Consider the following 17,798-nt stretch of genomic DNA (forward strand, 5'->3'; position numbering starts at 1 on the left):
ATAAAACTAACTCACACTTAACTACCAAGTTGCATATATCGTATTTACAAGATTTACACACCATATAAGAATATTACGAATGATTATTATATAACTTATAATAATCAAACTTACACATATCACCATCATATAGTACTTCTCTGGAATCAACATATTCAAAACCAAGTTTTTCAATTACAATTTTAGATGGAATATTCTCTGGTTTTACGATTGCAACTAATGACTTTAATTGAGTATTTTCAAAAGTCCATTGAATTAGTGCTTTAGATGCTTCAGTTGCATATCCTTTATTTTGGTAATTGTCAGAAATACCATAAAAGACCTCAACCTCATTGTCTATTTCATCTTTTGGATGAACCCCCACAACACCAATACATATGCCATCAGCCTTATTTTCTATTGCTAATGATATATTAGGCTCAGTAGTATTAATTTTTTCATTTACCCAATTTATCCAACGAAGTGCTCTTGGCTCGTCATGGAAAACCATATCAGACATCCAGTATGCTACATTGGGTTGCTGACTATAAAATGCTACATCTTTTGAATCTGATGGTAAATACTGTCTAAGAATTAGATTAGGTGTTTCAATTCTAATACTCATTAATTTTTAATCCTCCTTTAGTGCGGCTTAATTTACTATAACGTACTATCTTACTAATTCTATTTTACCACATATTCACTGTAACAATATACCTGTTACTTTCAATTTCTTGTACTCGAAGAGAAAATCAAAGAAAATTTCCGGCTAAGACTTGAACGCAGTGAAAGATTTAGCTGGAAACTGTCTACAGCTTAGTTGAGTTTAATTATAAGACCAATGAAATAAAAGCCACTGAGAAAATTGCTCAGAGCTTAAAGCTCCTTGAGTACTTTTCTTAGTGGCTGTTTATATTTTCTAAAAGTAGAAGGATACTTGCTACCTTATGATTTACTGAAAACTAAATGTATTTATTACAGTTGATGTGCTATGAACACACTCTTTTGCAATGTTCTCTAATCTTTCACAGATACATTCTAAGTTACACACATTGCAACTATCAATGATGTTATCATCCATCAAAGAGCAGCTTAGACCTTCCTCAAAAAAGGATTTAAATATATACTCTTGATTACAATATTAATTTTATTTAAAAGTGTCTACATCACTGGTTATTCTAATTGAGCCTAGGTATTCTTGTGGCATACTGCGATATGGTTTATTCAAAATCACCTGACAGTTTACACCATTGATTTCGTTTTCCCACTTTGACATTTCCTCGTGCCCCAAGCTGCCACCCATTATTCTTTCTCGTGGTTCCTTCACTGTGTTTTTCGTGTCATAGTCATTGGTAAATTCATTATAAACTTGGTGTGTATTATCAAAGCCGCCATATAAAAGAGTTGCAAAGACAATAGCTTTTTCCCACTCTTCCTCTGGTAGAGAATACTCATTATTGTGATAAGGGGAGAATCCGATCTGAAGATACCTCTCCCCCTCCTTAATTGCACTTGAAATAGTAGCAACAATTTCACCATTTTTATTAAGAGTATATACGGTTTGTCCTTCAATGGTTTGCCCTACAAATGGAGCGTCTTCTGACCCTATTATTGTCCAAGAAAGCTCTGCTTCTTGCAGTGCCTTATCAATGGTGGTAGAATCTAGTGGATATTCTGGCATAGTTAAAGTCTGCTTTTCGCATCCCCCAAAAGTGCCTAAACCTATAATTAACATGAGTATTAAAAAAAATTTTTTCATTTTTCACCCCCATGAAAGTTTAGTTGGTCTTGTGTCATTTTAAATCAACAGGTGACTAATTAAATATTCCATACATCCAATAGTCATAAGACTGATGAATATCATATCCGTTTCGCATATTCCATCCTCGTAGTCTTTAAATTACAAAGTTGCATATATCGTATTTATTGGATTTACACAACATATAGGAAAGATACGAATTAATTGTTTTTAAAAGTAACTACATCTCCAAGTAATAAAAGATTTCCACTATCAACAATTATTCCTCCGTTATCTTTTATTGCATAAATTGTATCTGTCTTTTCTTTTAAAACTCTCTTAATACAATCATTTTGTATATCTGTATCTTCATAATGAACTTCAATATAAAAATCTTTATTTACTAATTCAAGTCCATGACAATACATAAAATCTGTATAATCTTCATCTGGTGATATATAATAATTATTTAACTGCATCAATGCTCCCGCACTTGCACCCATAATTATCTTGCTACTATCAATGTAGTTAAGCAATCCTCTTTCTATTACTCGTTCAACTGCTATATCAGGCAATCCACCTGTTATAAAAATAATGTTACTACTTTCAATTATTCTTCTCATTTCTTCGTCAGTATCTTCAAAGTAATTAAGCCATACAATATTATCCTCATCAATACCATACTCCAAAAATGGTTCTACTACTTCTTTATAATAATTACCATAATATCTATTATACGCATTCTGCCACTCAACATTATTACTTATCCATTTTTCACTAAAAGCAAATGGGATGACTACAACTTTATCACAATAATTTATATATTTTTTAATTGTGTCTTTTGCCCATTCTCCATGAAAGTTATATTCACTTAAAAATATATTTACCATCCTTATCCCCCTTTTTTAATCATAATAAAATACCATCATTCATAAGTTTATATATTAATTATACACCAATAAAAGTAAATTTAAAATAAATTTACCATTTAAGTGTTTCACATTTTTATGAAAAAACACATACAGAAATTGATAATTAAATCTTCTGTATGTGTCTAATTTTATTAAAGGTATGCTTATTTTTAAATGTTAAGACTTCTTCTCAACAGGAATCCATACTTCACAGAAACAATCTGAATTATTCTCTTCTGGATAAAATTCAAAGTCTGTATCATCTAGCATATTATAATCTGAACTTGGTAAGAACTCTGTGAAAATTCTATTCCAAGTATCTCCAATACAGTTTGGATCTTCACCTATACATTTAAATACAGCCCATAAGGTTGGCTTTACTTCCCACAATCTATAACCATCAGGTATATTACCTCCAGCATATTTCATGGCAATTCCGTAATGAAAATGTGTACTTTCTTTAGAAATGTGAGCACATACCCCATAAATATCATGATCTTCAGTGTTCTTTTTAAGTACATCAAATACTCCAGTTTTTCCACACTCTTCCCAAAAATCAGGTATTTCTGTATTGCCATCCTCTGAAATTAACTCATTTCTAAATGCTTCTACCTTTGCTAATAATTTAAAGCTTTCTCTTTCTACAATTTTGTAATTCATAATTTTTCCACCTTCCAATTTAATTTTTATTACAAGGCGATTGAAAGATTTTAATTCCATTCCTGCTCTTTTAGCAATCATTGGGGTAACTCCATGAAATCTTGAAAAAGCTTTCGTAAAACTTTCTGGTGATTCATATCCATACTTCATTGCAATATCTATTACTTTAGCATTAGACATTATTAATTCTTGACCTGCCATAGAAAGTTTTCGATTTCTAATATACTCATTTGCTGTAATTCCCGTTATCATACTGAAAATTCTATGAAAATGGTAATTTGACATATATACCTGCCTCGCAACATCTTCATAGTTAATTTGCTTCAATATATGATTTTCCATATATTCAATTGCCTTTTGTATACTTTGAATACAATCCATTCTCTCACCTCATGATTAAATTGTAAGTTATTTTTTTCTCTCTGTCCTAGCCTATCTTGCTCAACTTTGTCCGTGGATTATATAAATAACCTATATATAAGATTTACTCGTAAATCCCTTGTATGCCCTTATGGTTATTGTTCTAAAAGAAACTTTCTATTGCTTTGTTTAATTCAATCAGTGCCTGTCCATCACCTTTTTCTACAGCATCCACAATACAGTGATCAATATGATCCTTTAAAATAATTTTCCCAGTATTGTTAATAGCTTACTTTACAGCTGCTAATTGAATCAGCACCTCTGAACAATCCCTTCCAGACTCAACCATCCTACGTATAGAATCCAAGTGTCCACCAGCATTAGGTATTGAGTGCAATACCATTGGTAGACTGATTCCGATAGCTATACACATTGATGTTATAATCCCATTTTTTAATGAGTACTTTTTCATATTAAAATCCCCCTAACCGCTATTCTATAATCAATATAACATATCATATTTTATGTACAAGCCCTCTGGGGGGATATGAATAAGCATTTATATTCCCTAAACTATCTATTATATGTTAATCCATTTAATAACTTTATCCACAAAAACAATTCCATCTAAATGGTCTATTTCATGACAAAAGCATTTAGCCATCTCACCTTCTCCAGTTAAAACAACCTCTTTACCATTTTCATCTAATGCTTTTATAGTTACCTTTTGGGGTCTAATGGTTTTCCCAAATCTGCCTGGAAAACTTAGACATCCCTCAATACATTTTTGCTCTCCACTTTCATCAATTTTTTGTGGATTTACTAACTTAAATATACCTGTTCCCATATCTATTACAACTAATCTCCTTAATATTCCAACTTGAGGTGCTGCAATAGCTGCACCATTTTCTGTATTATGCAAAGTATCTAACATATCATCTAATATCATTCTTATATGGTCATTAACCTCTACTACTTCTCTGCATCTTTTTCTTAATATATCGTCATCATTATATCTAAACTGTCTTAATGCCATTTTTTTCACCTCTACTTTTGTCTGCTCTCGATTTTCTATCACTTTCTTCAAAAATGAAAACTTCTTCAATAGAACACTGAAATACCTTTGCAATATCATAGGCAATCCATATTGATGGTTCGTACTTCTCTGTTTCGATTGCATTAATAGCTTGACGTGATGTTCCTATTTTCTTTCCTAACTGCTCTTGAGTAATACCCATTTTTTCACGTAACTCACGAATCCTATTTTTCATAATATCTCTCCTTATAATGTAATGTTTACCTTACATTATAATACTTTTCATCCCATTGTCAAGTTAACCTTACATACATTATTATTAATAATTTTATTTTCTTCATTAACTGTGCCATAATAAAACTGATTAATATTAATTATTCTAAAACATAAATAAATGTGATCAATTCATTGATAAAGGGACGTATCATTTTTTTGATACGTCCCTTTATCAATGTTTATTAAATATTTACCGTCTCTAATAAAATGTACCCTTTGTCAAGGACAATTAGACCTTGGGGACTTTTTAATAAATCTACAATATTTAAAGAAATTAATTTGAGGTATAAACTAGTTGTCCATCTACATAAGTTTCAACTACGTGAGTATCAAGAATTTCTTCGTCACATTGCAAGTTAAATAAGTCTTTATCAAGGACAATAAAGTCTGCTAATTTTCCTTTTGAAATTGTACCTTTTACATTTTCTTCTCCAGCAGCATAAGCTCCTTCGTAAGTGTATGCATGAATGGCTTCATTCATGCTCAATCTTTCATTAGGAAGATATACTCTTTTATTTTCTCCAGTGATATTTTTTCTTGCAACAGCTGAATAAATATTTGGCATTGTATTAAAGGTTTCAACTGGACAATCAGTTCCAAGGGATAGATGAATACCTTTATCAATCATAGTTTTCCATGCATAGGATGTTTTTGCAAGCTCAGCCCCTACTCTGTCCTCTATAATATTTATATCATAATCAATAAATATTGGTTGAACGAAGGCTAATATATCAAGCTCTTTAAAACGATCTATCATATGAGAATCAGTAATTTGGCAATGAACAATACCGTGACGCAAATGAATTTCAGGGTAAGCCTTTTGAGCCTTTTCAATTGAATCAAGACACATAACTATTGCACCATCACCAATTGCATGGATTGCCACAGGGCAGTTATTGCTATGAGAAAACATTACTACTTCATCTAGTTCTTCTTGAGAAAACATTTGTATACCCTTTGTACTGCTATCATCTGCATAAGGGTTTCTTAATAAAGCAGAACGTGCTCCTAAAGAACCATCGGTAAATAATTTAAGGCAATTAACCCTATATTTATCTGTACCAAAGCCATATTTATATCCCTCGTTAAAGAACCCTTCCATAGTAGGTTTTTTAAATAGCGAGCATTGTTCTCCTATACGAATATGAAGTTTTCCTGCCTCGTCTAATTCACGGAAGGCTTGGAATAATAAATCATAATCATAGTTTGGTGTATAGCCTACATCATCACTTTGTACGGACGTTAATCCTTGAGCAAGAGCCTTATGCTGTGCTACATCAATAATATCTTTTAAACTTTCTAGATTTAAAGTTGAAATTTTAGATTTTACAGTATCTAGCAAGCTTTCTTTTATAGTTCCATCAGGTTCTCCACTAGGAAGTAACCCAATTAAGTTACCATAAGAAGGGGCTGTTTCCTTGTTTATTCCAAAGGCATTCATACCAGCAGTATTTAATGAACCTACATGGCAACATGCACGTACTACTAAAATAGGAATTTCTGTGGACACTTCATCTAGGTCAAATTTAGTAGGAAATCTCTTTTCATCTAGAAAATAATCATGATTCCAGCCTTCACCTTCTATCCATGTTTTATCACCCTGATCCCTACTATTAATTCTTTCAAGGACACGCTCTTTGATTTCTCCAATGCTTTTAGTTCCAGAAAGGTTTACACTTTTTAAACTTTTAGCAAAATGTACAAAGTGCATATGAGAATCATTTAATCCTGGTATAACTAAACGTCCAGCTAGGTCAACTACTTTATCAGCCTTCCCCTTTGATTCCATGTACTTTTCAGCACCAGCCTGAGTTCCTACATATGCAAATTTATTTTCATTTACTATAATAGTATCAGCACCGGGATTAACATTGTCCATAGTATGGATATTACCATTTTTATATAAAGTTATCATATTTTTTTGTATACTAGATATATAATGAAACTATATATCTAGTATATTCTCCTTTCTTATCCTATTTTATATTATTGAGCTTCTTTTTTATGCTTTTTATCAAAGTACAGATAAACAAAACATCCTATAGCAGGAACCACGAAACCTATCAATGCTGTAACTGGATCTTCAATAAATGTATTTATCATTAAACCTACAAATATTAATATAGTTAATATTACTGTAATTGGATATCCCCAAACCTTATAAGGTTTTTCTAGTTTAGGGTACCTTTTACGATAAATTAAAACAGCTACAACAACTAAAACGTTAAAGAACATTGATACAAAGACCACCATAGATGTTAATTGATCTAGGTTTCTAGATAACACAAGGCAACTAGCTATAATACATTGTATTATAAGTGCTACGTGTGGAATTTTATATTTTGGATGTAACTTTCCTATAGCTTTAAAGAAGTGACCTTCTACAGACATTGCATAGTAAGTTCTTGGGAAAGTAAGTATCATACCATTTAAGCAACCAAATATAGAAATTAGCATACCAGTAAGAACGATGGTACCACCAACATTTCCAAAAAGACGCTTAGCGACTTCAGTACCAAGATAATAGTTTTTGTCATTTATCATTGTAACTATGTCTTCATAAGGAAGAACTTTATAAATTGAATAGTTAAATACAGTATATAAAGCTAAGATACTACCAATTGCAATAATTATAGCAAGAGGTAAGTTTTTCTTAGGATTTTTTATTTCTTCAGCTACGGTATTTAAGTTTGTCCACCCTTCATAGGCCCACAAGGTCGCTACGGTAGCAAAGGCAATCATTCCTATGATACTGGTAAAGGTTACAGGTCCACCGGTAACTGGTGTAAGGCTTAAATTAGGTGTTTGTTTTCCCATAATCAATGCACCAAACATAATTAATCCTATAGGAATTAATTTAGCAATCATTGAAACGTTTTGTAATATAGATGAATTTTTAACACCAAAATAATTATAAATAGTAAGTCCGATAATTAATGCAATAGCAATTAATTTAATTGTAAAATCACTTAAATCATAAAAGGCTTTCAATGCTGTTGGAAGTGCAATGGCAACAGCTGCGATTGATCCCGCACCACTAAGAAGCCAACTACAAAAACCACTTAAGAATCCTACCATTGGGTGATAAGCTTCATTTAAATAAACTACTATACCCCCAGCAACTGGGCGAGAAGCACCAAGTTCTGCAAAACATAGTCCACCAAGTAAGGATACTATACCACCAATAACCCAACATAATAAGGATAGTCCCATACTCATCCCTGTACGCATTAAAACATATGAACCTAAATAAAAAATACCTGAACCTACCATGATACCACCGATAATACTTACACCACCGAATACTCCAATTTCTTGTTTAAATTCGGATTTAGCTGGCTTAAATTCTGGATTAATCTCAATTTTACTCATTTTTCATCTGTCCTCCCCTAATTTTAATATTTGATTTAGGCATCTTCAAAAAATAAATAAGTCAATCTCCTAGACTATTTTCAGATGCCTTAGTCTTGATACAAACAAATCCCCCTGTCCTAATGTAAAACCCCCTAAACTAATGAGTATTTTTATTTTCACTCTTATATATAGCAATTCCTATGCCAAGGTAAATATAGTTAAAATTCATTATAAATACTAACAATTATAACTTTTCAGAATATATACCATAGAAAACAATAGAAAATAATAGGATAAAATATAAAATAATCCTATTATTTCATGGAAAATATGGTATTATATACTATAACAACCTTTATATACGGGGAGGAATCATTATTAATGAATACAATATTGATGATTTATAATAATAGAGATAATTGGCAAGTAATTGAACTTCTAAAAAAACGTTTAGAATCTATCTTTGAAAATTATGTTCAAATTAACAATGTGTTTTTAAGTGAACTAAATGAACATGAACTTATTGAAGGTGATATATATCTAATTTTATATGAGCATATGATATACCCCTTAAAAAAGCATATAACAAATTTTAATAATGTTGTAGTTATGACTAGGGGGATTAATAAAAAGTTTATTTCTAGGATTAAAAATATCCCTAAAAATACAGATGTTTTAGTAGTAAATGACTCTTATGAAAGTACTACACAAACAACAAATACCTTTTATGAACTTGGTATAAGTCATATTAATTTTATTCCCTATGAAAAAAAGTTAGATGTGAATAATTACTATAATGCCATTGAAATAGCCATAACCCCTGATGAAGTGGATCTGGTACCAAAGTTTATTAAAAATGTTATAAATGTTGGGCAAAGAGAAATTGGATATGATACTATTATTAAAATAATGCAAAAACAGCAATTAAGTCATAGATTAATAAATAGAAATATCATTAAACATATGAATGATATAGTGGAGCCTAATGCAACCTTTAAAAGTAACTACTTAAATAGTTATCTAAAAAGCGAGATGTTAAACAGAATTATTTTCGATTCCTATGAAGGTATAATGTTAACAGATAATAATTATAACTTAGTATACTCAAATAAAAGATTAAATAAAATTTTTAATATTGATGAAGATACCTGCGAAAAAAATATAGATACATTTATAGATGCTGAAACCTTAAGTAATATAATAGATAAGGATTTAAAAAGCAAATTCATTAGAATAAACGACGCCAATTATACCGTTGAAAAAACAGCTGTTATGCTTATGGATCAAACTGTAGGATATAGTATAATTTTAAGAGATGAAAAAGATATAAGGGATTTAGAAAATAATTTAAAAAATCACCTTGTTAAGAAAGGACTTTTTGCAAAGTATAACTTTAAAGATATAATACATAAATCAAATTTAATGATTCAATGCATAAAGCTTTCAAAAAAGGCAGCCCTTACAGATTATACAATACTAATTCAAGGGGAAAGTGGTACAGGCAAAGAACTGTTAGCACAATCAATTCATAACTTTTCATATAGAAAACACATGCCCTTTGTAGCAGTTAACTGTGCTGCACTTCCTGAATCATTATTAGAAAGCCAGTTATTTGGATATGAAGGAGGAGCATTTACAGGAGCAAGCAAAAACGGAAAGATAGGATTATTTGAACAAGCTAACACAGGAACATTATTCTTAGATGAAATAGGAGATATTTCTCCTAACCTTCAAAGTCAACTATTAAGGGTAATTCAAGAAAAACAAATAATGCGAATAGGCAGTGACAGATTAATAAACATTGATGTTAGAATTATTGTAGCTACAAATAAAAACCTAGAAATAGAAGTGCAAAAAAATAAATTTAGAAGTGATCTATTTTACAGACTTAATGTAATTCCCATTAGCATACCTGCCCTTAGAGAGCGAAAGGAAGATATATTATTACTTTTAGAAAGCTTTTTAGAAAGAACTTATTCTAATATAACCCCTGAAGAAAAAAAGGCTATCTTAGATTATAATTGGCCAGGAAATATAAGAGAATTAGAAAGCGTAACAAATTATTATAAAACACTAGATGAATTCCCAAGTTATATAATAAATAAGCTAAATAATGCATCTGATAAAAACATATTAAAGGATAATACACTTGTAGTTTTAGAAATTATAAACAATAATACTGATGATTTTCATGGCATAGGAAGAACTCAATTAACATACCTTTTAAAAGAAAAAGATATAAAATTAAGCGATTCAAAAGTTAGAACACTATTGGAATCCTTAAGTAAAAAAGGTTACATCGAAATACGAAAGGGCAGATCAGGAAATAGAATAACACAACAAGGCATCGATTATTTAAATAAATGTTCTCAGATATATTTAACTTATAATTAGTTTATTTTCCTACTTGTTTATGTAATAATAAAGATAAAAATAAATATTAGAAGGGTTACTTTATGAATAATGAGATTTTAAAACTGAGAGAAATAATAAATAATAGTAATAATATAGTATTCTTCGGTGGTGCTGGCATGTCCACCGAATCAGGTATTCCTGATTTTAGAAGTGCTAATGGTTTGTTTAATGAAAAACTTAATATTACCTTTACCCCTGAACAATTAGTTTCCCATTCCTTTTATATGAAATATCCAGAGCTTTTCTTTAACTTTTATAAATCAAAACTTATATATCCAGAATCTAAACCAAATGCTGGGCATATAGCTTTGGCTAAACTTGAAGAAATGGGAAAACTTAAAGGAATAGTTACTCAAAACATAGATGGCCTTCATCAAGGTGCTGGCTCTAAAAATGTATTTGAGCTTCATGGATCAGTTCATAGAAACTACTGCATTAAGTGCAATGCTTTTTATGATGCTAATTTCATCTTGGAATCCACTGGCGTGCCCACTTGCACAAGATGTGGTGGAAGAGTTAAACCTGATGTGGTTCTTTATGAAGAAGGTTTAGATGAAGATACTATTAAAGGTGCAGTAAATGCTATTTCTAAAGCAGATACACTAATTATAGGAGGAACTTCTCTTGTAGTTTATCCTGCTGCTGGACTTATTAATTACTTTGAAGGTAAGAATCTTGTGCTTATAAATAAGAGTACTACTTCTGCTGATTCTAAGGCTGATTTAGTTATTCATGATTCTATAGGGAAAGTTTTAAACGAAGCTGTTAATAAGCTCTAAATTCAAAAGGTGGTAGCTAAAATTCAATAGCTACCACCTTTTATAATTACTTTGTGATCAACGCTTGTCATATTCATGAAATTTATAAGGGTCTATTGTTTGATAATAATCTAAATCTTGCTTTAATCAAATGGAATCCCTACTATTGATGGTAAAATCCAAATAAAAATCACAAAAACTATTTCTAAACAACTTATAATCGATAAATGAATAGAAGTCGCCTTACGAGTTTTATAAAAGTAAGAGATAGATAATACTAAACTTACAACAGCAAATATTCCCCAAACAATATATCCCAGGTCATCTGAAATCATATTAAGTTTCCCACAACCATTTCCGAAAAACATATAAAAGCATATAAGTTGCATTACAGCTATTGCATATGTAATTTTAAATTTCATAACTCCATCTCCCTTAATAATTTTTCAACATATCTTTGACTTAGATTCATACTATAGGAAGATCATGAACTATCGGTTCGCAATTACATACCGTTTTAATGTTGCTTGATCATACTAATATCCCCAAGAACTTATTAGCCAAGGTGAATTTTTGTCTTTTCTGACTAAAGTATAATTATATCCAACCCACCCACTATCACGTGGACCAACTCCCTCTTTCTTATATTTAACTTCATATTCCACGTTAAAAATAGCTACATTTTCTAATTCTGATTTTTCTTTTTCCATATCTATTATCTGACCCTTTTTCATCTGGCGTAGATAGATTTCTTTATTTTCTTGATTAGTATCTTCAATTATATTGATAACTTTAATATATTCTAAATTATCAAATCCCCAATCTGATTCTGAAGAATGAAATTTTTCAGCTGTGAATGTATTCATACCTTCCAAATTCTTTTGATTATAAAATTCAAAAAATCCTTCTATAACCTCCTTTGGGGTTAATAAAGCCACATCCATCTTTTTATACTTTGAATTTTCGGATGTACATCCTGTTAAAATAATTAGCAAACATAAAATTGTTAATCCAATTTTCTTATTCACAATAACCGCCCCCTATTAATTGTCAATTTGTTTTATACATATTATAACATATTTTCAAATGTCGTACTATTCAATTTCAAAGATCACATTTTATTGTTTGCTTCGCTTTATCTACATAGGCGAAGATGTTGCTAATTACGGTATCCTGTATATATCAAAGCTTGTAGCGGATTATTTCTGTTTTCATGGATTATAAAGTTTTAATGCCTCCAGCCTTTTTACTCGCTCAAATGCTTCTTTTATAAAATTATCTTTATCATTTACTCCAATAAATTTCACTCTTCCAATATTAGTGTCACAGTAATGTTTATTTACAAACTCCAACATAATTTTATATGTATTATAATTAGTATATTGTTTTCTAATATAGATTTCTTCAATTACTGCTGTATCAATATCTTTAGAAAGTTCAACGAAACCAATATCCTCTTTACTATTGGATAGAATAAATATATCTACACATCCTAATTTTAATTTTTCCATATTAATTCCCATACCTTAATATAGTCCTACCACACCTCTTATTACTTTACATACCTATGGTATTCCTTACGATAATCATTTTTGATCAATCTATGATACAGCCCCTTGTATTAACAAATACTATCTATAATTTATCACTTAAAGCTTTTAATAATAAAGACGAGGAAGATATTTTTATAAAGTTTATAGATTCTAATTTAAATATATAAGAAATTTGTGTATTGGTATACTTAATACTTAAAGTCATTCCAATTTACTGGGGTAGTTTTTCCATTTTGCCAATCTTCTTTTGTAATGCCATAGCCAATTGTATCATATGGTTTTCCATCTTGACCTACCCATGCTTTTCGATGGTGTGCTTCTTTAGCAAAACCACACTTATAGAATACACATCTCATAGGATAATTATCCTGCCTTGTAATACCTTCTATCCTATCTTTATCAGCGTAATTATTAAATGTATAATCAACCAACCACTTAATAGTGATTGTCCCAATTCCCATACCTTTGTATTTGCTTAAAATTCTTATATCAAACATAGGGGTATCATCTTGTAAATCATGAATCCTTATCATTCCTACTTTTGTATCCTTGTCTAAAACAACCCAAAATGTTTTGCAGTCATCCCCAGTATAATACTGGTTTTCATAGCTGGCTCTAATTCTTTCTGGCTTTGGATTAGGTGTTCCATAAAATTCCCAAGTATTTGATGTTAAAAATTCTACAAGAGTATCAATTTCATCTTTAAATTCTTCAAAGCTTATTTTCATTATTTTATTTCCCCCTCATAACGATTTTAAATATCTTACATTTGTTTGTTAGAACATATATCAATTATATAACATTAAAAGTAAAATTATTATTAATTTTACAAAATTTAATTATTAAATGTATTAAGTGCGGCAATAAATCTTCTTTAAAATTCATTTTAGAATATGTTATACTAAAGTGATACATAAATCATTTATAAAGGAGAACTGACCATGAAACAATTTTCTATACATAATCTTGAACAGCTAAACGTTTCTGAATTAGAAGGACATGTTGAATCTTTTAAATTAATTTCTTTAAAGTATCGTTGTGCACTTCGAGAAATTGAAACAAAATTTGAAATACTTAATGATGAATTTAAGAGTATTCATTCTCATAATCCAATTGAACATATGAAATCTCGTATTAAACGTCCTATGAGTATTTTAGAAAAGCTTCAAAGAAAGGGTTTAGAGTTATCTGTAGATTCTGCTGACAAATTGACTGATATTGCTGGAATTCGTGTTACTTGCTCATTTTTAAGTGATGTTTATGATATTGCTGCATCAATTAAGGCTCAAGATGATTTAACCATTCTTAAAGAACGTGATTATATAAAAAGTCCTAAATCCAATGGATATCGTAGTCTTCACCTAGTTGTAAGTATTCCTGTATTTTTCTCAAAGAAAATTGAATATGTTCCTGTAGAAATTCAACTTAGAACTGTTTCTATGGATACTTGGGCAAGTCTTGAACATAAACTAAGGTATAAATATAACGGTGAAATGCCTAATGATATTAGTAATATGCTTCTTAACTGTGCTCATACCACAACTTACCTTGATGAACAAATGCTTTTAGCTCATAATCGATTAACAAATTAATATTAATTATTCTAAAACATAAACATATGTAATTAATTCATTGATAAAGGGATATATCATTTTTGATACATCCCTTTTAAAGTATTTATTCAATATCTACCGGCTCTAATTTCCCTGCTTCAATCAAATACCCTCTGAATCTAAGTTTCACTTAATTTTATCAATCACTACGAGGTAATACCCTCGTATCCATTAAAATATTGTCTACTTGATAATCATTAATATTTAAATCTATTTTATTTTGCAAAAGCATAGATATAAGTTCTTCTTTTTCCTCTTCAAAGATTCCAGACTTTCTTATGTTTTCCATAAAGTTTTCTAAATCATATATAACACAATCTCCAGCATAAGCACCTAATTCTGTACAAATATCGATAGAAGCTTGAAATGGATCTGTGCTATAGTCTACATAAAGCATACTTGTATCCGCTGAAAGTTCTTCTATTTTCCCTACATAATATCCAGCTATAAAACGGCGTGCATCATCCTCTTCTTGGAATCCTATAACATCTCCATTTGGAGTAACTACTATATAATTATGATAAGGTACTATTGTTTTCATATTCTACACCTCCTCATTAATAATGTATTTTAACCATAGCTTTAAGTTTTCCAAATCATATTATTATTATACTGAGTAAAAAATGACATAGTACCAATCTTGTTTATTCTTTATCCCTTGAAATATAGTTTCTTACTATCCAACCTTATTACTATTGTATTTATTATTTTTTATTATTAACTTGTTATTATTTGTAGGCAATCTGTGTCCTATAAGATACTTTATACTTGTCTTATAATAAGCTTAATATTTGTCACATCTAATACGACATAATAGGTATTTTTTTAAAATTATCACTACCATATGCTAATTTTTACCACTACATGATTCATAACCTTAAACTTATTGATATAGCTATTTCCCTCTAATACTATGTACTTTAAGTTAGTATTATATTTTTACATGACGAAAAACCCCATTGAAAAATTCAATAGAGTGCTCAATTTTATTCCTATTTATCCCATGGCTATCTACCTTAACACTCCCAGACAGAGATAACAGTACCTACTCCCTAGATAACGACTTCTCCTTTTCCACTTAGAAGTCAGTTAATAATTCTTCAGGTGGAATCAAAACTACATCCGAAGCTAAGAGGTCTGTTTATAGCACATTTGAGTCATAGACTTCATGTCCAAGAAGCATATTTTCTAATCTTTCCATATCATAACTTCTTTGTTCATAACCATTAAATTGACTATTTTTTTCATTAGAATATTTAACTTTATTGTAGTTATTTTTATAATTACTAGAGAACCCTGTCCTCATATTTTTTCTTTTCTTACCATCATCATAGTTTCTTCTATTAATAATAGCCTCCAAATCACCTTCAACACTTACTTCTTCATTTTTGCTCTCCACTGAATTTTTCTCATGAATTTCTGATTTTTCTTCATGAACCTCTGAATTTTTATAAGAATTATCAACAATCCCATGACAGCTTGTACATACTTTATCCATGACAGTATATATATTAGAAATACTTCCTCTTCTCTTTTTTACTATAACTTTAGCCTTAATTAACTCATCTATGTACCTTTGTACAGTTCTCACAGATTTATTTAAAGCTTTTGCAAGATAGCTCTGAGATGGAAAACATTTATTCTTATCCCCAAAACACATCTTTTGAAGTATTATATTTAATCTAAATGCCCCATTAGAAATATTGCTCATCTCTATAATATCATTACTAATTCTTGTGTATCCCATTTTATATTCCCCCACTTCAACAGGTGTAATTCACCTTTACAATGAGTAAGTATGCAGTTCTAAGAATTATTGCACCTTTTATTAAAATTATTTTTTATTTTTTCTTATAAATAGTAAAGCTAAACTTATTTCTTTTAATTACAAAAATAAAAGCCGACGTGTCAATTCACAACGTCAGCTAAAATCTTTATTTTATGTATTACTTTTAAAATACCTGAAACCTTTTTCTAATTAAACATTTATTCTTATTGCTATAAGTTTCTATCTTATTAGCTTCTTCTTTTCTTCTTTCTCTATAGCCTTCACACTCTTCTCTGGTGTTGGTAACTCCTCTGGCATGGTTCCACCGAGTTCTTCTATGGTCATTCTTACTTTGGATCCAACCTCATAATGTGTATTATTAGCATTTTCTTTTCCCTTAATATTATCTCTTCTAATCTTTTCTTCTGTTTGAGTTGCTCTAAAGAGGTTTGCTGCAAGTTCTGTACTTCCCATATGGTCAAGTATTTGTTGACTTTTCTTCAACCCTTTTTTAGAGTGTATATCTTTAGCTTTTAAACCGCCATAAAGCCCCATATATCCGTAATTTTGAAAAATTGCATATTCTAAATTAGTTTCTACTCCTGCATCTTTAGCCGCATCAACTAATCTTTTATTATGATCCTTCAATTCATTTCTTATTGCCAATCTTTTTCGTTCTTCTGATAGTTTTTCAAAATCCTCTGCCAACTCTTGTTTTCTAGTTTGTACTGCAAAATATGTTTGACCTAATGCAACAACCTTTTTTCTTGAATCAGCATTTTGAACTATAAGATAGCATGCATATCTTGAAAGCATTATATCCTCTATTTGTCTTTCTGAACCAGATCCTAGTTCAACCATTTTACCGACATCAGCAAAATGGTCTGAAATGTCCATATCACTATTCTTACAAGCATCCTTAGATTTATCAATTACTTTCTTGAAATTTACCCATTTTGTATATTCTATTACTTCTGCTAACTCTCTCCCATACCAAAATTCTTGTCCGTAATCATTTATATGTTTAATTTTTTCAAATGTTTTTTCATTATACTTTTCTATATCTGACATAAGTACCTCCTAATTGATTAATCCAAAGCGCTTCTAAACATTTAGTAATTTGTTTTTAAACATAATCTAGTTCAGACCCAATATTAACTATATTTCTTGCTATATCGTCCATATCAATCATTTTCTCTTCCTAAAGGTATCTACATTATGATTCATCCCTTATTTAGAATCTCTAATACTGCATTTTCAATTTCATTATAATCCATATAGTATCTCCTTCCAAGTGTGGATTCATTGATCCTTTATATAGCCTTACATAAATATGTTTTATAAAGATAATAATCATTGCAACAATTAATCTATATT

19 protein-coding genes and 1 pseudogene are annotated in these 17,798 nt (G+C 30.0%); 3 read left to right on the forward strand and 17 right to left on the reverse strand.

Annotation, left to right across the window (positions count from 1 at the left end):
• Nucleotides 1-73: 73 nt before the first annotated feature.
• From RSD37_RS04470 to RSD37_RS04515, 10 genes and pseudogenes are all read right to left on the reverse strand, one after another.
• Complete coding sequence (locus RSD37_RS04470) at nt 74-604, reverse strand: GNAT family N-acetyltransferase (protein WP_346945501.1); 531 nt, start codon at nt 602-604, stop codon at nt 74-76.
• Between the two features lie 327 nt (nt 605-931).
• A complete protein-coding gene (locus tag RSD37_RS04475; protein WP_346945502.1) occupies nt 932-1,063 on the reverse strand; it encodes a hypothetical protein in 132 nt (43 codons plus the stop codon).
• Between the two features lie 63 nt (nt 1,064-1,126).
• Nucleotides 1,127-1,738, reverse strand: a complete 612-nt coding sequence (locus RSD37_RS04480; protein WP_346945503.1) for a hypothetical protein — start codon at nt 1,736-1,738, stop codon at nt 1,127-1,129.
• 200 nt (nt 1,739-1,938) lie between these two features.
• The gene (locus tag RSD37_RS04485; RefSeq protein WP_346945504.1) at nt 1,939-2,607 is read right to left on the reverse strand and encodes a Type 1 glutamine amidotransferase-like domain-containing protein; all 669 of its coding nucleotides are present in this window, start codon (nt 2,605-2,607) and stop codon (nt 1,939-1,941) included.
• Nucleotides 2,608-2,805: 198 nt separating this feature from the next.
• Entirely contained in the window at nt 2,806-3,669 is an 864-nt protein-coding gene (locus RSD37_RS04490; protein WP_346945505.1) for an AraC family transcriptional regulator, read from the reverse strand.
• 142 nt (nt 3,670-3,811) lie between these two features.
• Nucleotides 3,812-4,081 (reverse strand): annotated as a pseudogene (locus tag RSD37_RS04495) (metal-sensing transcriptional repressor).
• 147 nt (nt 4,082-4,228) lie between these two features.
• Entirely contained in the window at nt 4,229-4,684 is a 456-nt protein-coding gene (gene def, locus RSD37_RS04500) for a peptide deformylase (RefSeq protein WP_346945506.1), read from the reverse strand.
• Nucleotides 4,665-4,919, reverse strand: a complete 255-nt coding sequence (locus RSD37_RS04505; protein ID WP_346945507.1) for a helix-turn-helix transcriptional regulator — start codon at nt 4,917-4,919, stop codon at nt 4,665-4,667. The genes def and RSD37_RS04505 overlap by 20 nt, the downstream gene beginning before the upstream one ends.
• 315 nt (nt 4,920-5,234) lie before the next feature.
• Nucleotides 5,235-6,875, reverse strand: a complete 1,641-nt coding sequence (locus RSD37_RS04510) for an amidohydrolase (RefSeq protein ID WP_346945508.1) — start codon at nt 6,873-6,875, stop codon at nt 5,235-5,237.
• A 71-nt stretch (nt 6,876-6,946) separates the two neighbouring features.
• Nucleotides 6,947-8,332, reverse strand: coding sequence for an APC family permease (locus tag RSD37_RS04515; protein WP_346945509.1), 1,386 nt, complete (start codon nt 8,330-8,332; stop codon nt 6,947-6,949).
• A gap of 363 nt (nt 8,333-8,695) precedes the next feature.
• On the opposite strand from RSD37_RS04515, the gene RSD37_RS04520 reads away from it, so the two are divergent.
• Nucleotides 8,696-10,708: a sigma 54-interacting transcriptional regulator gene (locus RSD37_RS04520; protein WP_346945510.1), complete on the forward strand. Its 2,013-nt coding sequence runs from the start codon at nt 8,696-8,698 to the stop codon at nt 10,706-10,708.
• A 62-nt stretch (nt 10,709-10,770) separates the two neighbouring features.
• Nucleotides 10,771-11,508 (forward strand): NAD-dependent protein deacylase, encoded by a 738-nt coding sequence (locus RSD37_RS04525; RefSeq protein ID WP_346945511.1) that lies wholly within the window; start codon nt 10,771-10,773, stop codon nt 11,506-11,508.
• Nucleotides 11,509-11,630: 122 nt separating this feature from the next.
• Here RSD37_RS04525 and RSD37_RS04530 read toward each other — a convergent pair whose 3' ends face one another.
• From RSD37_RS04530 to RSD37_RS04545, 4 genes are all read right to left on the reverse strand, one after another.
• On the reverse strand, nt 11,631-11,909 hold the full coding sequence (locus tag RSD37_RS04530) for a hypothetical protein (RefSeq protein WP_346945512.1): 279 nt from the start codon (nt 11,907-11,909) through the stop codon (nt 11,631-11,633).
• Between the two features lie 114 nt (nt 11,910-12,023).
• The gene (locus RSD37_RS04535; protein ID WP_346945513.1) at nt 12,024-12,515 is read right to left on the reverse strand and encodes a DUF4829 domain-containing protein; all 492 of its coding nucleotides are present in this window, start codon (nt 12,513-12,515) and stop codon (nt 12,024-12,026) included.
• Nucleotides 12,516-12,698: 183 nt separating this feature from the next.
• Nucleotides 12,699-12,998: a hypothetical protein gene (locus RSD37_RS04540; RefSeq protein WP_346945514.1), complete on the reverse strand. Its 300-nt coding sequence runs from the start codon at nt 12,996-12,998 to the stop codon at nt 12,699-12,701.
• Between the two features lie 230 nt (nt 12,999-13,228).
• Nucleotides 13,229-13,768: a GNAT family protein gene (locus tag RSD37_RS04545; RefSeq protein WP_346945515.1), complete on the reverse strand. Its 540-nt coding sequence runs from the start codon at nt 13,766-13,768 to the stop codon at nt 13,229-13,231.
• 213 nt (nt 13,769-13,981) lie between these two features.
• Between RSD37_RS04545 and RSD37_RS04550 the strand changes: the two genes are divergently transcribed.
• A complete protein-coding gene (locus tag RSD37_RS04550; protein ID WP_346945516.1) occupies nt 13,982-14,632 on the forward strand; it encodes a GTP pyrophosphokinase family protein in 651 nt (216 codons plus the stop codon).
• 160 nt (nt 14,633-14,792) lie between these two features.
• On the opposite strand, the gene RSD37_RS04555 is transcribed toward RSD37_RS04550, so the two are convergent.
• The 3 genes from RSD37_RS04555 to dinD form a co-directional block, all read right to left on the reverse strand.
• A complete protein-coding gene (locus tag RSD37_RS04555) occupies nt 14,793-15,194 on the reverse strand; it encodes a hypothetical protein (protein ID WP_346945517.1) in 402 nt (133 codons plus the stop codon).
• 600 nt (nt 15,195-15,794) lie between these two features.
• Nucleotides 15,795-16,400, reverse strand: a complete 606-nt coding sequence (locus RSD37_RS04560) for a helix-turn-helix domain-containing protein (protein ID WP_346945518.1) — start codon at nt 16,398-16,400, stop codon at nt 15,795-15,797.
• A 261-nt stretch (nt 16,401-16,661) separates the two neighbouring features.
• On the reverse strand, nt 16,662-17,492 hold the full coding sequence (gene dinD, locus RSD37_RS04565) for a DNA damage-inducible protein D (RefSeq protein WP_346945519.1): 831 nt from the start codon (nt 17,490-17,492) through the stop codon (nt 16,662-16,664).
• Nucleotides 17,493-17,798: the final 306 nt, after the last annotated feature.

Source organism: Clostridium sp., from assembly GCF_036646415.1.
Classification (GTDB): Bacteria; Bacillota; Clostridia; order Clostridiales; family Clostridiaceae; genus Clostridium_J.

Coding starts and splice junctions, on each gene's coding strand:
- RSD37_RS04470 (WP_346945501.1), bottom strand. CDS start 604: ATGAGTATTAGAATTGAAACACCTAATCTAATTCTTAGACAGTATTTA.
- RSD37_RS04480 (WP_346945503.1), bottom strand. CDS start 1,738: ATGAAAAAATTTTTTTTAATACTCATGTTAATTATAGGTTTAGGCACT.
- RSD37_RS04485 (WP_346945504.1), bottom strand. CDS start 2,607: ATGGTAAATATATTTTTAAGTGAATATAACTTTCATGGAGAATGGGCA.
- RSD37_RS04490 (WP_346945505.1), bottom strand. CDS start 3,669: ATGGATTGTATTCAAAGTATACAAAAGGCAATTGAATATATGGAAAAT.
- def (WP_346945506.1), bottom strand. CDS start 4,684: ATGGCATTAAGACAGTTTAGATATAATGATGACGATATATTAAGAAAA.
- RSD37_RS04505 (WP_346945507.1), bottom strand. CDS start 4,919: ATGAAAAATAGGATTCGTGAGTTACGTGAAAAAATGGGTATTACTCAA.
- RSD37_RS04510 (WP_346945508.1), bottom strand. CDS start 6,875: ATGATAACTTTATATAAAAATGGTAATATCCATACTATGGACAATGTT.
- RSD37_RS04515 (WP_346945509.1), bottom strand. CDS start 8,332: ATGAGTAAAATTGAGATTAATCCAGAATTTAAGCCAGCTAAATCCGAA.
- RSD37_RS04520 (WP_346945510.1), top strand. CDS start 8,696: ATGAATACAATATTGATGATTTATAATAATAGAGATAATTGGCAAGTA.
- RSD37_RS04525 (WP_346945511.1), top strand. CDS start 10,771: ATGAATAATGAGATTTTAAAACTGAGAGAAATAATAAATAATAGTAAT.
- RSD37_RS04530 (WP_346945512.1), bottom strand. CDS start 11,909: ATGAAATTTAAAATTACATATGCAATAGCTGTAATGCAACTTATATGC.
- RSD37_RS04540 (WP_346945514.1), bottom strand. CDS start 12,998: ATGGAAAAATTAAAATTAGGATGTGTAGATATATTTATTCTATCCAAT.
- RSD37_RS04545 (WP_346945515.1), bottom strand. CDS start 13,768: ATGAAAATAAGCTTTGAAGAATTTAAAGATGAAATTGATACTCTTGTA.
- RSD37_RS04550 (WP_346945516.1), top strand. CDS start 13,982: ATGAAACAATTTTCTATACATAATCTTGAACAGCTAAACGTTTCTGAA.
- RSD37_RS04555 (WP_346945517.1), bottom strand. CDS start 15,194: ATGAAAACAATAGTACCTTATCATAATTATATAGTAGTTACTCCAAAT.
- RSD37_RS04560 (WP_346945518.1), bottom strand. CDS start 16,400: ATGGGATACACAAGAATTAGTAATGATATTATAGAGATGAGCAATATT.
- dinD (WP_346945519.1), bottom strand. CDS start 17,492: ATGTCAGATATAGAAAAGTATAATGAAAAAACATTTGAAAAAATTAAA.